This is a genomic window from Streptomyces sp. NPDC046335 (assembly GCF_055587985.1).
In genome coordinates this window covers 204,224-219,837 of sequence record NZ_JBVJFF010000014.1, presented here as the reverse complement: position 1 = coordinate 219,837, position 15,614 = coordinate 204,224, and the positions used below count along the sequence as shown (strand labels likewise).

The 15,614-nt window shown below is 69.8% G+C and carries 13 protein-coding genes; 6 read left to right on the top strand and 7 right to left on the bottom strand.

Annotated features, from left to right (window positions below):
* Window positions 1–31 precede the first annotated feature (31 nt).
* Entirely contained in the window at window positions 32–1,264 is a 1,233-nt protein-coding gene (locus ACZ6JY_RS32015) for an MFS transporter (RefSeq protein WP_469201620.1), read from the bottom strand.
* Entirely contained in the window at window positions 1,261–2,616 is a 1,356-nt protein-coding gene (locus tag ACZ6JY_RS32010) for an FAD-dependent oxidoreductase (protein WP_469201486.1), read from the bottom strand. Before ACZ6JY_RS32010 ends, ACZ6JY_RS32015 begins: the two co-directional genes overlap by 4 nt.
* Before the next feature lie 119 nt (window positions 2,617–2,735).
* Between ACZ6JY_RS32010 and ACZ6JY_RS32005 the strand changes: the two genes are divergently transcribed.
* On the top strand, window positions 2,736–3,101 hold the full coding sequence (locus tag ACZ6JY_RS32005) for an ArsR/SmtB family transcription factor (protein ID WP_469201484.1): 366 nt from the start codon (window positions 2,736–2,738) through the stop codon (window positions 3,099–3,101).
* Window positions 3,102–3,208: 107 nt separating this feature from the next.
* Here the strand turns inward: ACZ6JY_RS32005 and ACZ6JY_RS32000 are convergent, their stop codons facing one another.
* From ACZ6JY_RS32000 to ACZ6JY_RS31990, 3 genes are read right to left on the bottom strand one after another with little or no spacing between them, the layout of a single operon-like run.
* Window positions 3,209–4,120, bottom strand: coding sequence for an MBL fold metallo-hydrolase (locus tag ACZ6JY_RS32000; RefSeq protein ID WP_469201483.1), 912 nt, complete (start codon window positions 4,118–4,120; stop codon window positions 3,209–3,211).
* A gap of 49 nt (window positions 4,121–4,169) precedes the next feature.
* Entirely contained in the window at window positions 4,170–5,135 is a 966-nt protein-coding gene (locus ACZ6JY_RS31995) for a D-2-hydroxyacid dehydrogenase family protein (protein ID WP_469201481.1), read from the bottom strand.
* Entirely contained in the window at window positions 5,128–6,531 is a 1,404-nt protein-coding gene (locus ACZ6JY_RS31990; RefSeq protein WP_469201480.1) for an MFS transporter, read from the bottom strand. Before ACZ6JY_RS31990 ends, ACZ6JY_RS31995 begins: the two co-directional genes overlap by 8 nt.
* Before the next feature lie 137 nt (window positions 6,532–6,668).
* Here ACZ6JY_RS31990 and ACZ6JY_RS31985 point away from each other — a divergent pair, with 137 nt between their 5' ends.
* On the top strand, window positions 6,669–7,271 hold the full coding sequence (locus tag ACZ6JY_RS31985; protein ID WP_469201478.1) for a TetR/AcrR family transcriptional regulator: 603 nt from the start codon (window positions 6,669–6,671) through the stop codon (window positions 7,269–7,271).
* Between the two features lie 88 nt (window positions 7,272–7,359).
* On the opposite strand, the gene ACZ6JY_RS31980 is transcribed toward ACZ6JY_RS31985, so the two are convergent.
* Window positions 7,360–8,412, bottom strand: coding sequence for a LacI family DNA-binding transcriptional regulator (locus tag ACZ6JY_RS31980; protein ID WP_469201476.1), 1,053 nt, complete (start codon window positions 8,410–8,412; stop codon window positions 7,360–7,362).
* Between the two features lie 140 nt (window positions 8,413–8,552).
* Here ACZ6JY_RS31980 and ACZ6JY_RS31975 point away from each other — a divergent pair, with 140 nt between their 5' ends.
* The 4 genes from ACZ6JY_RS31975 to ACZ6JY_RS31960 are packed head-to-tail and all read left to right on the top strand — an operon-like array spanning window position 8,553 to window position 14,111.
* Complete coding sequence (locus ACZ6JY_RS31975) at window positions 8,553–9,854, top strand: ABC transporter substrate-binding protein (RefSeq protein WP_469201473.1); 1,302 nt, start codon at window positions 8,553–8,555, stop codon at window positions 9,852–9,854.
* 32 nt (window positions 9,855–9,886) lie between these two features.
* Window positions 9,887–10,822 (top strand): carbohydrate ABC transporter permease, encoded by a 936-nt coding sequence (locus tag ACZ6JY_RS31970; RefSeq protein WP_469201471.1) that lies wholly within the window; start codon window positions 9,887–9,889, stop codon window positions 10,820–10,822.
* The gene (locus tag ACZ6JY_RS31965; protein ID WP_469201470.1) at window positions 10,819–11,640 is read left to right on the top strand and encodes a carbohydrate ABC transporter permease; all 822 of its coding nucleotides are present in this window, start codon (window positions 10,819–10,821) and stop codon (window positions 11,638–11,640) included. Before ACZ6JY_RS31970 ends, ACZ6JY_RS31965 begins: the two co-directional genes overlap by 4 nt.
* The gene (locus ACZ6JY_RS31960; protein WP_469201469.1) at window positions 11,637–14,111 is read left to right on the top strand and encodes a beta-xylosidase/alpha-l-arabinosidase; all 2,475 of its coding nucleotides are present in this window, start codon (window positions 11,637–11,639) and stop codon (window positions 14,109–14,111) included. The genes ACZ6JY_RS31965 and ACZ6JY_RS31960 overlap by 4 nt, the downstream gene beginning before the upstream one ends.
* 83 nt (window positions 14,112–14,194) lie before the next feature.
* On the opposite strand, the gene ACZ6JY_RS31955 is transcribed toward ACZ6JY_RS31960, so the two are convergent.
* On the bottom strand, window positions 14,195–15,583 hold the full coding sequence (locus ACZ6JY_RS31955; protein WP_469201467.1) for a glycoside hydrolase family 10 protein: 1,389 nt from the start codon (window positions 15,581–15,583) through the stop codon (window positions 14,195–14,197).
* Window positions 15,584–15,614 lie beyond the last annotated feature (31 nt).

The following is a 15,614-nucleotide window of genomic DNA, read 5'->3' as shown; positions in this document are numbered from 1 at the left end:
CCGCTCTCCGCAGCGGGTCAGGGCCCGGCAGTCAACGGCTGTGGGAGCCGGCAGCCAGGGTGCTGGCGAGGAGGGACGTTGCGGCCAGGGCGGCGAAGAGTGCCGGGTAGCCGCCGAGTTCCGCTGCCAGTGCTGCCCCGGCGAAGGGCGCCAGCGCTCCGGCCACCGTGACCGGTGCTGCCAGGAGGCCGGAGAGGCGGCCGTAGTGGGTGGCGCCCCAGCGGTCGGTGACCGCGGTGGCCTGGAGGAGGGTGAGGTTGCCGCGCACCATGCCGGCCAGCACTGCCAGAACTACGAGGAGCGGGATCGGTCCGGGGACAAGGCCGAGCGCCGCCGTCGTGGCGCCGCCCAGCCCGATGAGAGCGACCGTGCGGGCGGTGACTCCCGAGCGGCGGGCGAGAGTCGCGTAGAGCGTGCGCCCGAGCGTCTGGCCCACCCCGCCCAGGCCGAGCGCCCACGCCGCTACGGCGGGGCCGGCGCCTCGTTCCGTCAGGAGCGGTACGAGGGCGATGACGGCCGCGTGGATCGCGAAGCCGTTGAGGGTGAGAGCTGCGGTCAGGAGCAGGAACGGGCGGCTGCGGATGGTCGACCTGCCGGTCGTGGTCTCCCGGCCGAAGCGTGGTGCTGGTACCGGCGGCCAGGGGGCCCGCAGTGCGAGGGCGTGGGCCGGGATGGTGACGGCGCCGAGGACCAGCGCCAGGAGGGCATACGTCGTACGCCAGTCGAAGTGCGTGGCGAGCGCGGCCGTGAGCGGCGCGAAGACGGTGGAGGCCAGGCCACCGGCGAGGGTGACGAGGGTGAGGGCGTGGACTCTCCGCTCACCCCACCAGCGGGTGAGCGCGGCGAACGCCGGGTGGTAGAAGGTGGCGGCCATCGCGACTCCTGCGAGCAGCCAGGCGGCGGTGAACGCGGCGAGGCTGGGTGCGCAGGCGATGGCGAGTACCGCGGCGACTGCCAGTACCGACCCGCCGGTCATCACGGCGCGCGGGCCCCGTCGGTCGAGGATGCGGCCCACGGGTATGCCGACCAGCGCGGAGACCAGCAGTGCCCCGGAGAACGCGGCGGTCGTCGAAGTCGTGGACCAGCCGGTGTCTGCCGTTATACGGGAGTTGAGCACAGGGAAGGCGTAGTAGACGACTCCCCAGCCGGTGATCTGGGTGGCGCACAGCGCCGGCAGGACGGCACGCGGTCGCGACCGTTCCGGGGTTCCTGTTCCGGTGTCGGTCGCGGCCGCGCTCGTGCCGGCGTCGGGCACGTCGGTCAGCAGCCTCCCGGTGCGCCTGCCGGAGCACCGACGCCGACCTGCAAGGTGGAAGGAGCCGCGCAGCAGCCGCCGCCGGACTCCTCGGCACCAGCCGGTTCGTCGAAGAGGCCCGCGCCGCCGCAGACCCCGGTCTCGGGGAGGGTCAGCTCGACGCGCTCGGCGGCTTCCCGGTCTCCGGCGAGGGCTGCGGCGATGGAGCGGACCTGCTCGTAGCCGGTCATGGCGAGGAACGTCGGTGCGCGGCCGTAGCTCTTCATGCCGACCAGGTAGACGTCCTTCTCCGGGTGGGACAGCTCGCCCACCCCGTGCGGGTAGACGGTGCCGCAGGAGTGCTGGTTGGGGTCGATCAGGGGGGCCAGTTCGAGGGGGGCCTGGAGGCGCTCGTCGAGGCCCAGGCGCAGCTCGTTCAGGAAGGAGAGGTCGGGGCGGAAGCCCGTGAGGACGATGACCTCGTCGACCGGGTCGAGACGGCGGCCGTCCTCGGCGACCAGGACCAGTTGGTCGCCGCTCGTTTCGACGGCGTCGGTACGGAAGCCGGTGACGGCGTCGGCGTGACCGTCGTCCACCGCGGCCTTGGCCGCCAGGCCGAGTGCCCCGCGGGCGGGCAGCTGGTCAGCCTCGCCGCCGCCGAACGTCGAGCCGCTGATGCCGCGCCGCAGCACCCAGACCGCATGCGTACCCGGAGCGTCCTCGGCGAGGTCGGCCAGGTAGGCGAGCGCGGTGAACGCGGAGGCGCCGGAGCCGATGACCGCGGTGCGCCTGCCCGCGTAGCGCGCCCGTACGGCAGGGTCCTTGAGGTCAGGCACGCGGTAGGAGACGCGTGCACCCGCCGCACGCTCGCCGAGGGCGGGCAGGCCGTCGCCGCCGATCGGGCTGGGGGTGGACCAGGTGCCGGAGGCGTCGATGACGGCGCGGGCGGTGAGCCGCTGCTCGGTGCCGTCGGCGTTGTGGATGTGGACGGTGAAGGGCTGCTGTTCGCGGTCGGCGTCGACGACGCGGTCGCGGCCCTGGCGGGAGACTCCGGTCACCGTCGCGCCGAAGCGGATCTTGTCGCCCAGGACGTCGGCCAGCGGCTGCAGGTACTTCGCGGCCCAGTCACCGCCGGTGGGGTAGGTGTCGCCGTCCGGCTTCAGCCAGCCGGTGGGAGCCAGGAGCTTCTCGGCGGCGGGGTCCACGACCTCGCCCCAGGTGGAGAACAGGCGTACGTGGCTCCATTCGCGCACGGCCGCACCGGCCCTGTCGCCTGCTTCCAGGACGAGGGGGTCGATGCCGCGCTCGACGAGGTGGGCGGCAGCGGCCAGTCCGGTGGGGCCTGCTCCGATGACGATGACGGGGAGCTGCTGGGTGCTCATGGTGCTCGGTCTCCTCAAAGCGGGGCGTGCGTTCACGACGAGTCCCTGTTTCGATGCATATCGATGTCTGTCGATATCTGGAGCTTGCCACCTGTATCGATGAGTGTCAACATAGACGCATGTCGAAATCGAAGATCGCCGAACTGCCGGTGCTGGACGCCGGGGCCGTGGTGCCGTGCTGCCCGCCGATCACCGCCGGGGAGCTGTCGTCCGAGGACGCCGAGCGGATGGCCGCCATGTTCAAGGCGCTGTCCGACCCGGTGCGGCTGCGCCTGTTCTCCAAGGTCGCCTCGCACGCGGGCGGCGAGGCGTGCGTGTGCGACATCTCCGACGTCGGCGTGTCCCAGCCGACCGTCTCCCACCACCTGAAGAAGCTCAAGGACGCGGGTCTGCTGACCTCCGAGCGGCGCGGGACCTGGGTGTACTACAAGGTTGCGCCCTCCGTGGTCGCGGCGATGTCCGCGATGCTCGACCTGCGCGTCTGACCATGGCCACCGGGCCGTCCCTCTCCGCACAGTCGCGCCGACCCTGATGCCCTCGATGTCGAAGTGACTGGTGGGGCTTCGTGTCGAGGCGACTGTGCGTGGGGGGCTTACCGGTTGTCCGTCTCGTCCTCCCAAGGGCGCCAGCGGCCGGTGCCGTCGACGGTTCCGAGTTGCTGGTCGGCGAAGTGCACACCGAACCCGAAGACGTTCTCCTGGGAAAGGAGTTGTACGAGCCGGCGACGTGAGTGTTCGGCCTGGGCGCGGTCGTGGTCGAGTACGACTTCCCAGTCGGGGTGCTGGATCTGGACGGGGGAGTGCATGGCGTCGCCGAAGGCCACGACCCGGCGGCCGTCACCGGTGTCGAGGATCCAGGCCGTGTGCCCGGTGGTGTGTCCGGGCAGCGCCCAGGCGCGAATCCCCTCGGCTATCTCGGTTCCGTCGGCTACGGCTGTGGTCCGTTGGCCTTGCCCGGCGAGCCGTGGGCCGGAGGCGGGGTTCAGGCCCCGCAGTTCTCCTTCCCCGACGATCCAGCGCGCGTTGGGGAACAGGCTGTGCGGGTGGTCGACGGCGTCCGGCCGGGCCCATCCGGTGTGGTCGTCGTGCAGGTGGGTGAAGGCGACCGCCTCCAGCGTGGCCGGGTCGACGCCCAGGGTTGCCAGGTGCTCGGGGAGGGTTCGTATGTGGTCGAAGCGGTGCTGGAAGTGTTCGGGGTCCTCGCCCGATATGCGGCCGTAACCGGCGTCCAGGAGCAGGCGCTTTCCGCGACGCTCGACGAGCAGCGCGCCGCATCCCATGGCCAGGTGGCGCTCGTCCGTCATGTGGGGGCCGTGAGGCGTCCAGTCCTCTTCGGCGGAGGCGGGGTAGACCCGGGTGGGGATCATGTGGACGCCGGCGTCGGGAACGTAGGTGATGGTCAGGTCGCCCAGGGTCCGCGTCCACAGCTGCGGCAGTCGGCCCCCCGAGTCGTCGGCGGGATCGTGCTGTGGGTGGGCGTTGCTGCTCTGCTCGGTGGTGGTCATGGTAGGTCCCTTTCTCGTTCGGGTGTGGGGATGGTGGGGCGAGGCCCGCTCATGGGGTGAGTACGCGGATCGGCTCATCGGCGGCATGGGCGAGGATGGCGGCGAGTGCGTCGCGGTAGAAGATCTCGTAGGTGCCGGAGGTGACGTAGCCCAGGTGTGGGGTGAGCACGGTTCGTGGAGCGCTGAGCCACGGCGAGTCGTTCGGCAGCGGCTCGGTGTGGTGGACATCCAGGGCGGCTCCGCCCAACGTCTTGGCGTGCAGCGCGGCCAGCAGCGCCTCTTCGTCGACGACGGATGCCCGGGAGGTGTTGATCAGCAGCGCGTCCGGCCGCATGAGGGCGAGTTCGGCGGCGCCGATGAGGGCGACGGTGCGGGCGGAGAGCTGGACGTGCAGCGTCACCACGTCCGAGGTGGCCAGCAGTTCCCGTTTGCTGAGGGGGGTGACGCCCAGCGCTTTCGCGTGCCCGGGATCGAGGTGGGCGCTCCACGCGACGACGTCCATGCCGAAGGCGACGCCGACCTGGGCCACGCGACTGCCCACGCGGCCAAGGCCGACGACGCCCAGGCGGGCACCGTGCAGGTCGCGCCCCATCGTCCGCTGCCAAGCGCCCTCGCGCAGGTCGCGGTCCTCGGCGGGGAGTGAGCGCGTCAGGGCGTGCAGGAGTCCCCAGGTCAGCTCGGCCGTCGAGGTCAGTCCCGCCGCGCGCGTGCCGGATACCACGATTCCGTGCCGGGCGGCCGCGGCTGTGTCGATGGCCGCGTTGGCCGGGCCGGTGGTCACCAGCAGGCGCAGGTTCGGCAGCCTGCCGAGTACCTCGGCGGGGAAGGGGGTGCGCTCACGCATGGCTACGACCACGTCGAACGGCTCCAGCGCGGTGATCACCTCTTCAGGTCCGCCCAAGTGCTCGGAGAAGTAGGTGAGGTGGGCGCCTTCGGGCAAGGAATCCCAGGCGGCGTACCGGTGTGCCGTGTGCTGGTAGTCGTCCAGGATCGCCACCCGGCGGATGTCAGCCATGAACGGTCTCCTTGGCGTGTGTTTCCTCGGCATGTGGGTAAGCGCGGTCTGCGCGTGCGGGGGAGGTACGGGGCGTCCGGACGCTTTCGTTCGCCGCCGACGGGTCGGCGAGCGGTTCCACGGGGCTCGGACGGCGCAGTTCCAGGGCCCAGATCCCGATGCCGATCAGAGCGATCACCGCTCCGAGTGCGGAGACCCCCACCCAGCCCACGCGTGGATACAGCGCGGCCGTCAGTGCGGAGGTGACGGTGCTGCCGGCGAAGGCGGACACCATGAGCGCTGTGGTGACCCGGCTGCGGGCGTGCGGGATGCGGCGGTACAGGACGCTCTGATGGCTGATCAGCAGCGCCTGCTGTGCCAGGTTGAGCGCCACGATGCCGAGCATCAGCGCGCTCAGGCCGAGCGTGCCGCCCTGCCCGGCGAAGACGAGTACGGCCCAGCTGCCCGTCAGCACGATCAGCCCGCCGGTGGTCACCTGGCGCGCGCGACCGCGGTCCACCAGCCGGCCGGCCACCGACGCGGCGGCGGCCCCGACGACCCCGACCAGGCCGAACAGACCGATGATCGCCGGACCGTACCCGTAGGTGGGCCCGGCCAGCAGGAACGACGAAGCGGTCCACAAGATGGTGAAGCCGCCCATGCCGACCGCGGCCAGGGCCATGCGCCTGCGCAGCAGCGACTCGGTACGCACCAGCGTCACCACCGAGTGCAGCAGTTGTGGGTAGGGAGTCGTCGCGGCCGGCGGCACGAGGGGCAGAACCAGGCGCAACGTGATCGCCAGCATCACCATGACGAACGCCGCGAAGACGAAGACCAGCCGCCAGTCCCCGAACTCGGCCAGCACCCCGGCCACCGTCCGCGCGAGCATGATGCCGATGAGCAGGCCGCTCATGACCGTGCCCACCACCGCACCGCGTTCGTGGTCGGCGGCCAACGAGGCGGCCATCGGCACCACTATCTGCGCGACGGCGGAGGTCACCCCGACCAGCGCGACCGAGGCGTACAGCGTGCCCAGCGAGGGGGAGGCCGCCGCACCGAGGAGAGCGACGGAGCTCAGGGCGAGCAGCCCGCTCACCAGCCGGCGCCGCTCCAGTACGTCGCCCAACGGCACCAGCAGCGCGAGCGACAGCGCGTAACCGACCTGCGAGGCGGTGACGATCAGAGCTCCGGCCCCCTCTGAGACCCCCAGCGCTCTGGAGACAACGGGCAGCAACGGCTGCGCGTAATAGATGTTCGCGACCGCCGCGCCGCAGGTCACCGCCAGCAACAGCACCGTCGTGCGGCTCAGCGCGGAGCGGACGCCGGTGTCGCCCTTCCTGAATTCTGGATCGTTCATGCCGGAATACTCGTTCCGACACGACGCGCCGGTCAAGTAGTTATGGATCGATCGGTCCATAAGTGATCAGGGTCACTGCGAGCGTCGGCGTTCGGGCGCTCCGGTACTTGGCGCTTTGTGGAGCACTTGGTCCAATATGGGAGGAAGGAAAGCGCTCCCCGAGTTGGAACGCTCGTCTCGTGATGCAGGAGGTACACATGCCGCCAGCCGGACGCCCCCGCGCCTTTGCTCCGGAGGCCGTGCTGGAGGCCGCGATGCTGCTGTTCTGGGAGCAGGGCTACGAAGCGACCTCGCTGGCACAGCTGCGAGCCGCCACCGGGCTGTCATCCGCGAGTCTGTACGGCGCCTTCGGCTCGAAGGAAGGGCTGTTCAAGCAGGTCGTCGAGCACTACATGAAGGGGCCGGGCGGCGCCGTCGACGTCATCGAGGACGAAACGGTCAGCCCGCGAGAGGCCGTGGCAGGCCTGTTGCACGGCTCGATCGACATGCAGGCCGACTCGTCCCACCCCGTCGGCTGCCTCATCGCCCTCTCCGGCACGATGCGGGCGCCGGGGGAGGAGCACGCCGGAGTGCGCGCGGCCGTCGCGGCACGTCGTGCGGCCGACCGGGTGCGCATCAGGGCCTGCGTGGAGCGGGGCATCGCCGCCGGCGAACTCGATGCCGATGCCGACGTCGACGGGGTGACCGCCATGATCCACAGCTTTCTCCTCGGCCTCTCGACGCAGTTGCGCGACGGGGTGGCCGCGGCGAACTTGCACACGGCGGTCGACGTACTGCTTCGCAACTGGACCCGCGCGTGAAGAAGCGGAAGTAGCGCCCGTTCTCACGGATGAACAACTTGCCTGGTCGGCCAGTACTTTGGGGTCGAGCTGCGCCGAGTGACCCGCGTCAGCCGCCGCCCGTGTTCAGTTCGTTCTCGGGCGGCGGCGCCGTGCTCTTGCGTACGACCAGGCTCGTGGCCAGTTCGAGCCGCGTGGACACCGGTTCCTGGGCCCGCAGCCGCATCAGCATCTGCGCGGCCTCCTCCGCCATCTGACGCAGCGGCTGGTGGACCGTGGTGAGTGCCGGGCTGGCCCAGCGGGCGATGGACACGTCGTCGTAGCCGACCACCGAGAGGTCGTGGGGGACGCGCAGGCCGTGCACACGGGCGGCTTCCAGTACGCCGAGTGCCTGGAGGTCGCTGCCCGCGAAGATCGCGGTGGGCCGCTGGGTACGGGACAGCATTTCGGCGGCGCGGTCGTATCCGCCCTCCACGTGGAAGTCGCCGAACAGGATGAGTCCGGGGTCCACTTCCAGCCCTGCCATGGTCATCGCCGACCGGTAGCCGTCGAGCCGGGCGCGTGAGCAGAGCATGTCCTCGGGTCCGGTGATGATCCCGATGCGCCGGTGCCCGCACTCGATGAGATGACGGGTGGCGGCCAGTCCGCCATTCCAGTTGGCCGAGCCGACCGAGGGTACGTCGGGGTCGGGGTCGCCCGCCGGGTCGATGATGACGAACGGGATCGAACGCGCCCTGAGCTGCTGTTTCACTGCGCTGGGCAGGGCGGAGAAGACCAGGACGACACCGAGCGGCCGACGCTGGAGCATCGCCTCCATCCAGTCGGGACTGGGCGAGTGGCGGGTTCCGCTCTCGGTGAGGACGACCCCGGCGCCGTGCGCCTTGGCGACGTTCTCCACCCCCCGGATCAGCTCCATCGCCCAGATGCTCTCCAGCTCGTGGAACACGATCTCGATGAGCGGCGCCTCGCGGGCCGACCGTGTGGTGCGCCGGTACGCATGGGCCTCCAGGAGGCGCTCCACCTTGACCCTTGTGGGCGGCGCCACGTCCTGCCGCCCGTTGAGCACCTTCGAAACTGTCGAAATGGAGACACCGGCCCGCTGGGCGACCTGGGCCAGGGTGATGCGGCCCATTTCCTCGTCATCACGCATGGCGAGGAGCATAAAGCACGAATCAACTGCCGCCGAGGCGTAACGCTTTGATAACGCGGCGACCGAGGGTTGACCCCCCAGATGGCGAGTCCTAGCGTCCCGACTCAGGAAGTTTCGGTAATCGTACCGAAAAAGTTTCGAGAGGCGAGTCGATGAAGCAACGCGCACGGTTCTCGCGAACCGTTGTCGTCGGTGGTGCCGCGCTGGCCCTGGTGCTGTCCCTGTCCGGGTGCGGAGGAGATTCCGATGCGGCCGACGGCGACACCATCCACGTCCTGGTCTACGGGGACTCGGCGAACAAGGTGGAGAAGGAGCTCGTCGCCACCTTCAACAAGACGTCGAAGGTGAAGGCCGTCCTGGACACGATCCCCGGCGCCGACTACCAGGCCAAGCTGCAGACGATCATCAGCAGCAAGCAGGCGCCGGACGTCTTCTTCAACTGGGGCGGCGGCAGCATCAAGCAGTTCGTCGACGCCGGCCTGCTGCTCCCGCTGGACCCCTTCATGGCCAAGGATCCCGGCCTCAGGACGAAGTTCCTGCCGACCGTGCTCAACAGCGCGGTGGTCGACGGCAAGACGTACGGGGTCCCCATGCGCGGCACGCAGCCCGTGGTGCTGTTCAACAACGGCAAGGTCCTCAAGAAGGCCGGCGTCGAACCCCCGAAGACCTGGGACGACCTGCTGGCGGCGGTCAAGACGCTGAAGGCCGACGGCGTCACCCCGATCGCGCTGGGCGGCGGCGACCGGTGGCCGACACTGATGTGGTTCGAGTACCTCTACGACCGCATCGCCGGCCCGGAGCTCTTCCAGAAGGCCCTGGACGGCGACAAGGACGCCTGGGCGAGCCCGGACAGCCGGAAGGCACTGGGCAAGATCAAGCAACTGGTGGACGCCGGGGCCTTCGGCACCAACTACGACTCGGTGAAGTTCACCGACCAGAGTTCCCCCACGCTCCTGGCGACCGGAAAGGCCGCCTTCGAGCTGATGGGCTCATGGGAGTACTCGACGCAGCAGGACGCGCACCCCGAGTTCGCGAAGAGCGACCTCGGCTACAGCGCCTTCCCCGCCGTCGAGGGCGGCAAGGGCGACCAGGCGAACGTCGTCGGCAACACCAACAACTTCTACTCCGTGCTGAAGAAGACGAAGCACCCGCAGGCCGTCGCCGAGTTCCTGAAACTCATGTACTCGGACCGGTTCGTCAAGGCGCAACTGCGCATCGGCAACGTGCCGACCACGACGAACACCGAAGGCTTCCTGAAGACCGCCGCCAGCCCCGAGTTCGCGAAATTCCAGTACGACCTGGTCAAGAAGGCCCCGGCGTTCCAGCTCTCCTGGGACCAGGCCTACCCCCAGTCGGCGGCCACCACGATGTACCAGTCCCTCCAGCAGTTCTTCAACGGCTCGATGGACGAGGACGCCTTCATCAAGGCCATGCAGGCGCTGCCGACCTCGTGAGCGCTCTGAAATCCGGACCCGGAACACATGACATGACCCGAACCGCCGCGTCCTCCGCGGACAACGAGACGGTCAAGAGGGCAGGCTCGTCCGGCGTCGGAGCGGGCCGCCCGGGATTCCTCTGGGCGGTGCCCGCCGCTGTCTTCTTCGGCCTCTTCGCCATCGTCCCGCTCATCATGGTCGGCGTACTCTCCTTCGCCAGCTGGGACGGTCTGAGCGACCCGGAATTCGCCGGCCTCGACAACTGGAAGAAGCTCTTCGACGACCCCGTCATGATCAAGAGCCTCTGGCTGAGCGTTCTGATCACCGTGCTCGGGGTAGTCGTCCAGACCCCGCTGAGCATCCTGCTCGGAGTCTGGGCGGCGGGACACCAGCGCAACCGGGCCGTCCTGTCCGCCATCTACTTCGTCCCGATGCTGCTGTCCATCGCGGCCGTGTCCGTGCTGTGGCGCGCCGTCCTCGACCCCAACTTCGGTGTCCCCGCGCAGGCCGAGTGGCTCTTCGGCGACGGCAACCTGTTCGGCATGCAGACCAGTGCCATCGGCGTCCTGGTCTTCGTCAGCACCTGGCAGTTCACCCCTCTGCACACGCTGATCTACCAGGGTGCGGCGCGCGCGGTGCCGCAGGTCCTCTACCAGGCGGCGCAGATCGACGGCGCGGGCACGGTGCGGCAGTTCTTCCACATCACACTGCCGCAGCTGCGCAACTCGATCATCACCTCGATGATCCTGATGGTGGTCGGCGGGCTCACGACCTTCGACACCGTGCTCATCCTGACCCAGGGCGGACCGGGCAGCGACACCACCATCAGCGCGTTCTACATGTACCAGAAGGCGTTCAAGAGCTTCGACTACGGAGCGGCGTCCGCCATCGCACTCCTGCTGGTCCTCGTCTCCACGGTCATCTCGCTGATCGTGGTGCGGCTCTCGGGCTACGACAAGATGCGCAGCACCATGGAGGGACTGTGAGGAAGAGCCGCCCCAACTACTTCGCCGGTTTCGGCTCGCTGGTCTGGCTCCTGGTGGTGGGGCTGCCGCTGTACGTGATGCTCGTCGCCACGTTCCAGTCGCGCCCCGACTACGCGGCGAACGGCCCGCTGGCCTTCCCCGAGCACTTCACGTTCGACAACTACATCAACGACCTCGACAGCGGCTTCGCGCAGTACTTCCTCAACACGGTCATCGTCACCGTGTGCGTGGTGGGCATCGTCGTGCTGCTCGTCCCGCCGCTGGCGTACACCATCGTCAGGAGCCGGGGCCGGGCCGCCACCACGGTCTTCCGGCTGTTCCTCCTGGGCCTGGCGATCCCCTCGCAGGCGGTCATCGTCCCGATGTTCTTCGTCATCAGCGAGGCCGGTCTCTACGACAACCTCATCGGCGTCATCCTGCCGACGGCGGCCTTCGCCATGCCGGTGTGCGCCCTGATCCTCACGGGGGTGATGCGTGACATCACCCCCGAGCTGTACGAGGCGATGACGATGGACGGTGCCTCGTCCCGGCGGGTCTTCTTCCAGCTGGTGCTGCCGCTGTCCAAGAGCGGGGTCTCGACGATCATCGTCTTCTCCGCGCTCCAGGCGTGGAACGGCTTCCTCTTCCCCCTCGTCCTGACGCAGTCGGCGGAGACCAAGGTGATCACCATGGGGCTCTACGACTTCCAGACGGAACACGGAGTCGACACCCCCGGCCTGCTCGCCGCAGTCGTCCTGTCCATGCTCCCCATCCTGATCGTCTACCTGTTCGCCCGTCGTGCCCTGGTACAGGGGCTGATGGGGGTCGGAGGAAAGTGACCGCCAACATCGACAACGCCGGCGTGCAGGCACCCGCCGAGGCCACCGAGTCCCTGGCGCCGGTATCCGGCGCCACGGACCACCGCACCGGGCCCTGGCGTGATCCCACCCTCACCCCCGAGGCCAGGGCCGACGCCCTGATCGCCGCCATGACCCTCCAGGAGAAGATCTCCCAGCTCTTCGGCGTCTGGGTGGGCGCGTCCGACGAGGGCGCCGAAGTCGCGCCGTTCCAGCACGACATGGAGGAGGCCGTCGCCCTCGACGACCTTCTTCCGCACGGCCTCGGCCAGCTGACCCGCCCGTTCGGAACAGCCCCGGTCGACCCGGCCGTGGGTGCCCTCTCGCTGTCGCGCACCCAGGAGCGGATCGCCGGGGCCAATCGGTTCGGCATACCGGCGCTCGCCCATGAGGAATGCCTCGCGGGCTTCGCCACCTGGGGCGCGACCGCCTACCCGGTGCCGCTGTCCTGGGGCGCCACCTTCCATCCGGAGCTGGTCCGTGAGATGGCCGCCGCGATCGGCCGCGACATGCGCTCCGTCGGCGTGCACCAAGGGCTCGCCCCCGTCCTCGACGTCGTACGCGACGCACGCTGGGGCCGCGTCGAGGAGACGATCGGCGAGGACCCGTACCTGGTGGGTACGGTCGCCACCGCCTACGTACGGGGACTGGAGTCGGCCGGGGTCGTCGCCACGCTCAAGCACTTCGCCGGGTACTCGGCCTCCCAGGCGGGCCGCAACCTCGCCCCCGTCGGCATGGGTGTGCGGGAGCGGGCCGACATCATCCTCACCCCGTTCGAGATGGCCGTACGCGAAAGCGGCGCACGGTCCGTCATGCACGCCTACACCGACACCGACGGAATCCCCTCCGCGGCCGACGGGCTGCTGCTGACCGGCCTCCTCCGCGACACCTGGGGCTTCGACGGGACCGTCGTCGCGGACTACTTCGGCATCGCGTTCCTGAAGACGCTGCACGGTGTGGCGGGGACCTTCGGGGAAGCGGCCGGTGCCGCACTCGGCGCGGGGGTGGACGTGGAACTGCCGACCGTCAAGGCATTCGGCAGCCCGCTGACCGACGCGATCGCCGCCGGTCTCGTACCCGAGGCGCTGGTGGACCGTGCGGTACGCCGAGTGCTGGTCCAGAAAGCCCAGTTGGGGCTGCTGGACGCCGACTGGAGGCCGATGCCGCCGGTGCTCATGGGAGCCACGGGCGCGGCCGGCTCCGCGGGCGGGAACCCACAGGCGCTGCGCGGGAGCGTCCGTCTCGACACCGACGAGAACCGCGCGCTCGCCCGCCGCGTAGCCGAACAGGCCGTCGTGCTCCTGCGCAACGACGGCACCCTGCCCCTGGCGGCGGACGCGGCCGCCGGCGCCCCGGCCCGTATCGCACTCATCGGACCCAACGCCGACACCCCGACGGCGGTCCTCGGCTGCTACGCCTTCCCCGTCCACGTCGGGGGCCAGCACCCCGAGACCCCGCACGGCATCGAACTGCCCACTATGCGCGAGGCGTTGGCGGCGGAGTTCCCCCACAGCGAGATCGTCACCGCGCGGGGCGCGGACATCGACGGCCCCTCCACCGACGGGTTCGGTGCGGCCGTCGAACTGGCCAGGGGCGCCGACCTCGTCATCGTCGCCCTCGGCGACCGGGCCGGTCTCTTCGGGCGCGGCACGAGCGGGGAGGGCTGCGACGCGCAGAACCTGGCACTCCCCGGTGTCCAGCAGCACCTGCTCGACAGCCTCCTCGACGCGGGCACCCCCGTCGTCGTCACCCTGCTCGCAGGACGCCCCTACGCCCTCGGGCGTGCGGTGGACGAGGCAGCCGCGGTCGTGCAGTCGTTCTTCCCCGGCGAGGAAGGGACGACGGCCATCGCCTCGGTGCTCAGCGGCCGCACCGAACCGTCCGGCCGGCTGCCCGTCAGTGTGCCGCGCCACCCGGGCTCCCAGCCCTCCACCTACCTGGCGGCGCGGCTGGGTCACTCCAGCGATGTGTCCAGTGTCGACCCGACCCCGGCGTTCGGGTTCGGCCACGGCCTGACGTACACCGCCTTCGAGTGGAGCGACCTCGACGTGGAGCACGGGCAGGCCTCGACAGAAGGGGAGTTCACCCTCTCCTGCACCATCCGCAACACCGGTGCGCGGCAGGGCACCGAAGTGGTCCAGGTCTATCTGCACGACCCCGTCGCCTCCGTGGTCCAGCCGGTGCAGCGCCTCATCGGGTACGTACGCCTCGACCTGGAACCCGGACGGCGCGCCAGGGTGCGGATGACGGTCCCGGCGGACCTCGCGTCCTTCACGGGCCGCGACGGCCACCGGATCGTCGAGCCGGGTGACCTCGAACTGCGGCTGAGCGCGTCGAGCACCGACGCGCGCCTCACGGCCCGGGTCACGCTGACCGGGCCGGTCCGCACGGTCGACCACACCCGTCGGCTGCACATGAGCGTCGCGACGCAGACCCTCACGGACACGCCGTAGTCCGGCGCACACCGACCGGAAGGCCCTCGTGGGTGGACGACCACCCACGAGGGCCCTTCTGTCCCTCCGGCCGGACGCTCCGGTCAGGATGCGGTGCAGGCGCTGACGGCGGGCGGTGCCGTGTCGCCGTTCGTCATGACGGTGAAGCCGAAGCTCGTGCTCCCGCCGGCCGCCAGGGCGCCGTTGCCGCTCGGGGTCATGGTCATCACCTTCCCGCTGCCGTCCCAGCTCGGCGTGCCGTTCCAGGTGGCCGAGATCCGCTGCGCCGAGGCGATGGTCACCCGCACGTTCCAGCCGCTGATCGCCGAAGATCCCGCCGTCACGGTCACCTTGCCGTTGTAGCGGTCACCCCACGTCTCCTGCTTCGCGTACGAGACGGTGCACGTGCGGGTGCCGTTTCCCCCGTCACCACCGCCGCTCGTACCGCCGAGGGTGGACAGCACGGAGGCGTAGGCCGGCTTCTTGTTGTAGTTGTCGTCGAAGAGCAGCGGGGTGCCGCTCGCGCGCCAGGAGTACTTGTCGGTGACGCCCCAGACGGTGATGCCCGTACAGCGAGTCACCGCGAGGCACGCCTTCACCACGTTGGCGTAACTCGTGGCCTGCGAGGCCCCGGACCCCTCGATGTCCAGTTCCGTGATCTGCACGTCGACGCCGAGGTCGGCGAAGCGCTGGAGGTTCTGCTGGAAGTCGGCGGGGACGGGGGACTGGCTGTTGAAGTGGCTCTGGAAGCCCACGCAGTCGATGGGCACACCGCGCTGCTTGAAGTCCTTCACCATGGCGTACACGGCGTTGGACTTCGCGTTCACCCCGTCGGTGTTGTAGTCGTTGTAACAGAGCTTCGCGGCCGGGTCGGTGGCCCGCGCGGTGCGGAACGCCTCCTCGATGAAGCCGTTGCCGAGCTTGTCCTGGAACGGCGAACTGCGGCGTGCTCCGCTGCCGCCGTCCTGGAACGCCTCGTTGACGACGTCCCACGAGTGGATCTTGCCCTGGTAGTGCCGCATGACCTGGGTGATGTGGTTGTGCATCGCCGTACGGAGGTCACTCGCACCCAGTGACCCCACCCATCCTGGCAGCTGGGAGTGCCAGACCAGGGTGTGTCCCCGCACCTTCATGCCGCGGCTCTGTGCGTGGCTGACGATCTGGTCGGCCGCCCCGTAGGTGAACGATCCCCGGGACGCCTCCAGCGCGTCCCACTTCATCTCGTTCTCGGGGGTCACCGAGTTGAACTCGGTGTTCAGCGTGGCGGCGTAGGGCGCCTCGCCGAGGTGGTTCGCGGCGACCGCCGTGCCGAAGTAGCGGCCCTTGGCGGCCGCCGACTCGCCGAGGGTGCTCGCCGCGTGGGCGGTGCCGGACAGGGCGACGACACCGGTGGCCGTGAGCAGCCCTGTGACGGAGAGGACCAGTGCTTTGCGTGCGTAGGCGCGTAGGGGGGTGCGGTCTTTCCTGGGGGCGTTCGAAGCCGTTCCGGCCATGCTTCTTGTCCGGATCATGACAATCCCTTCT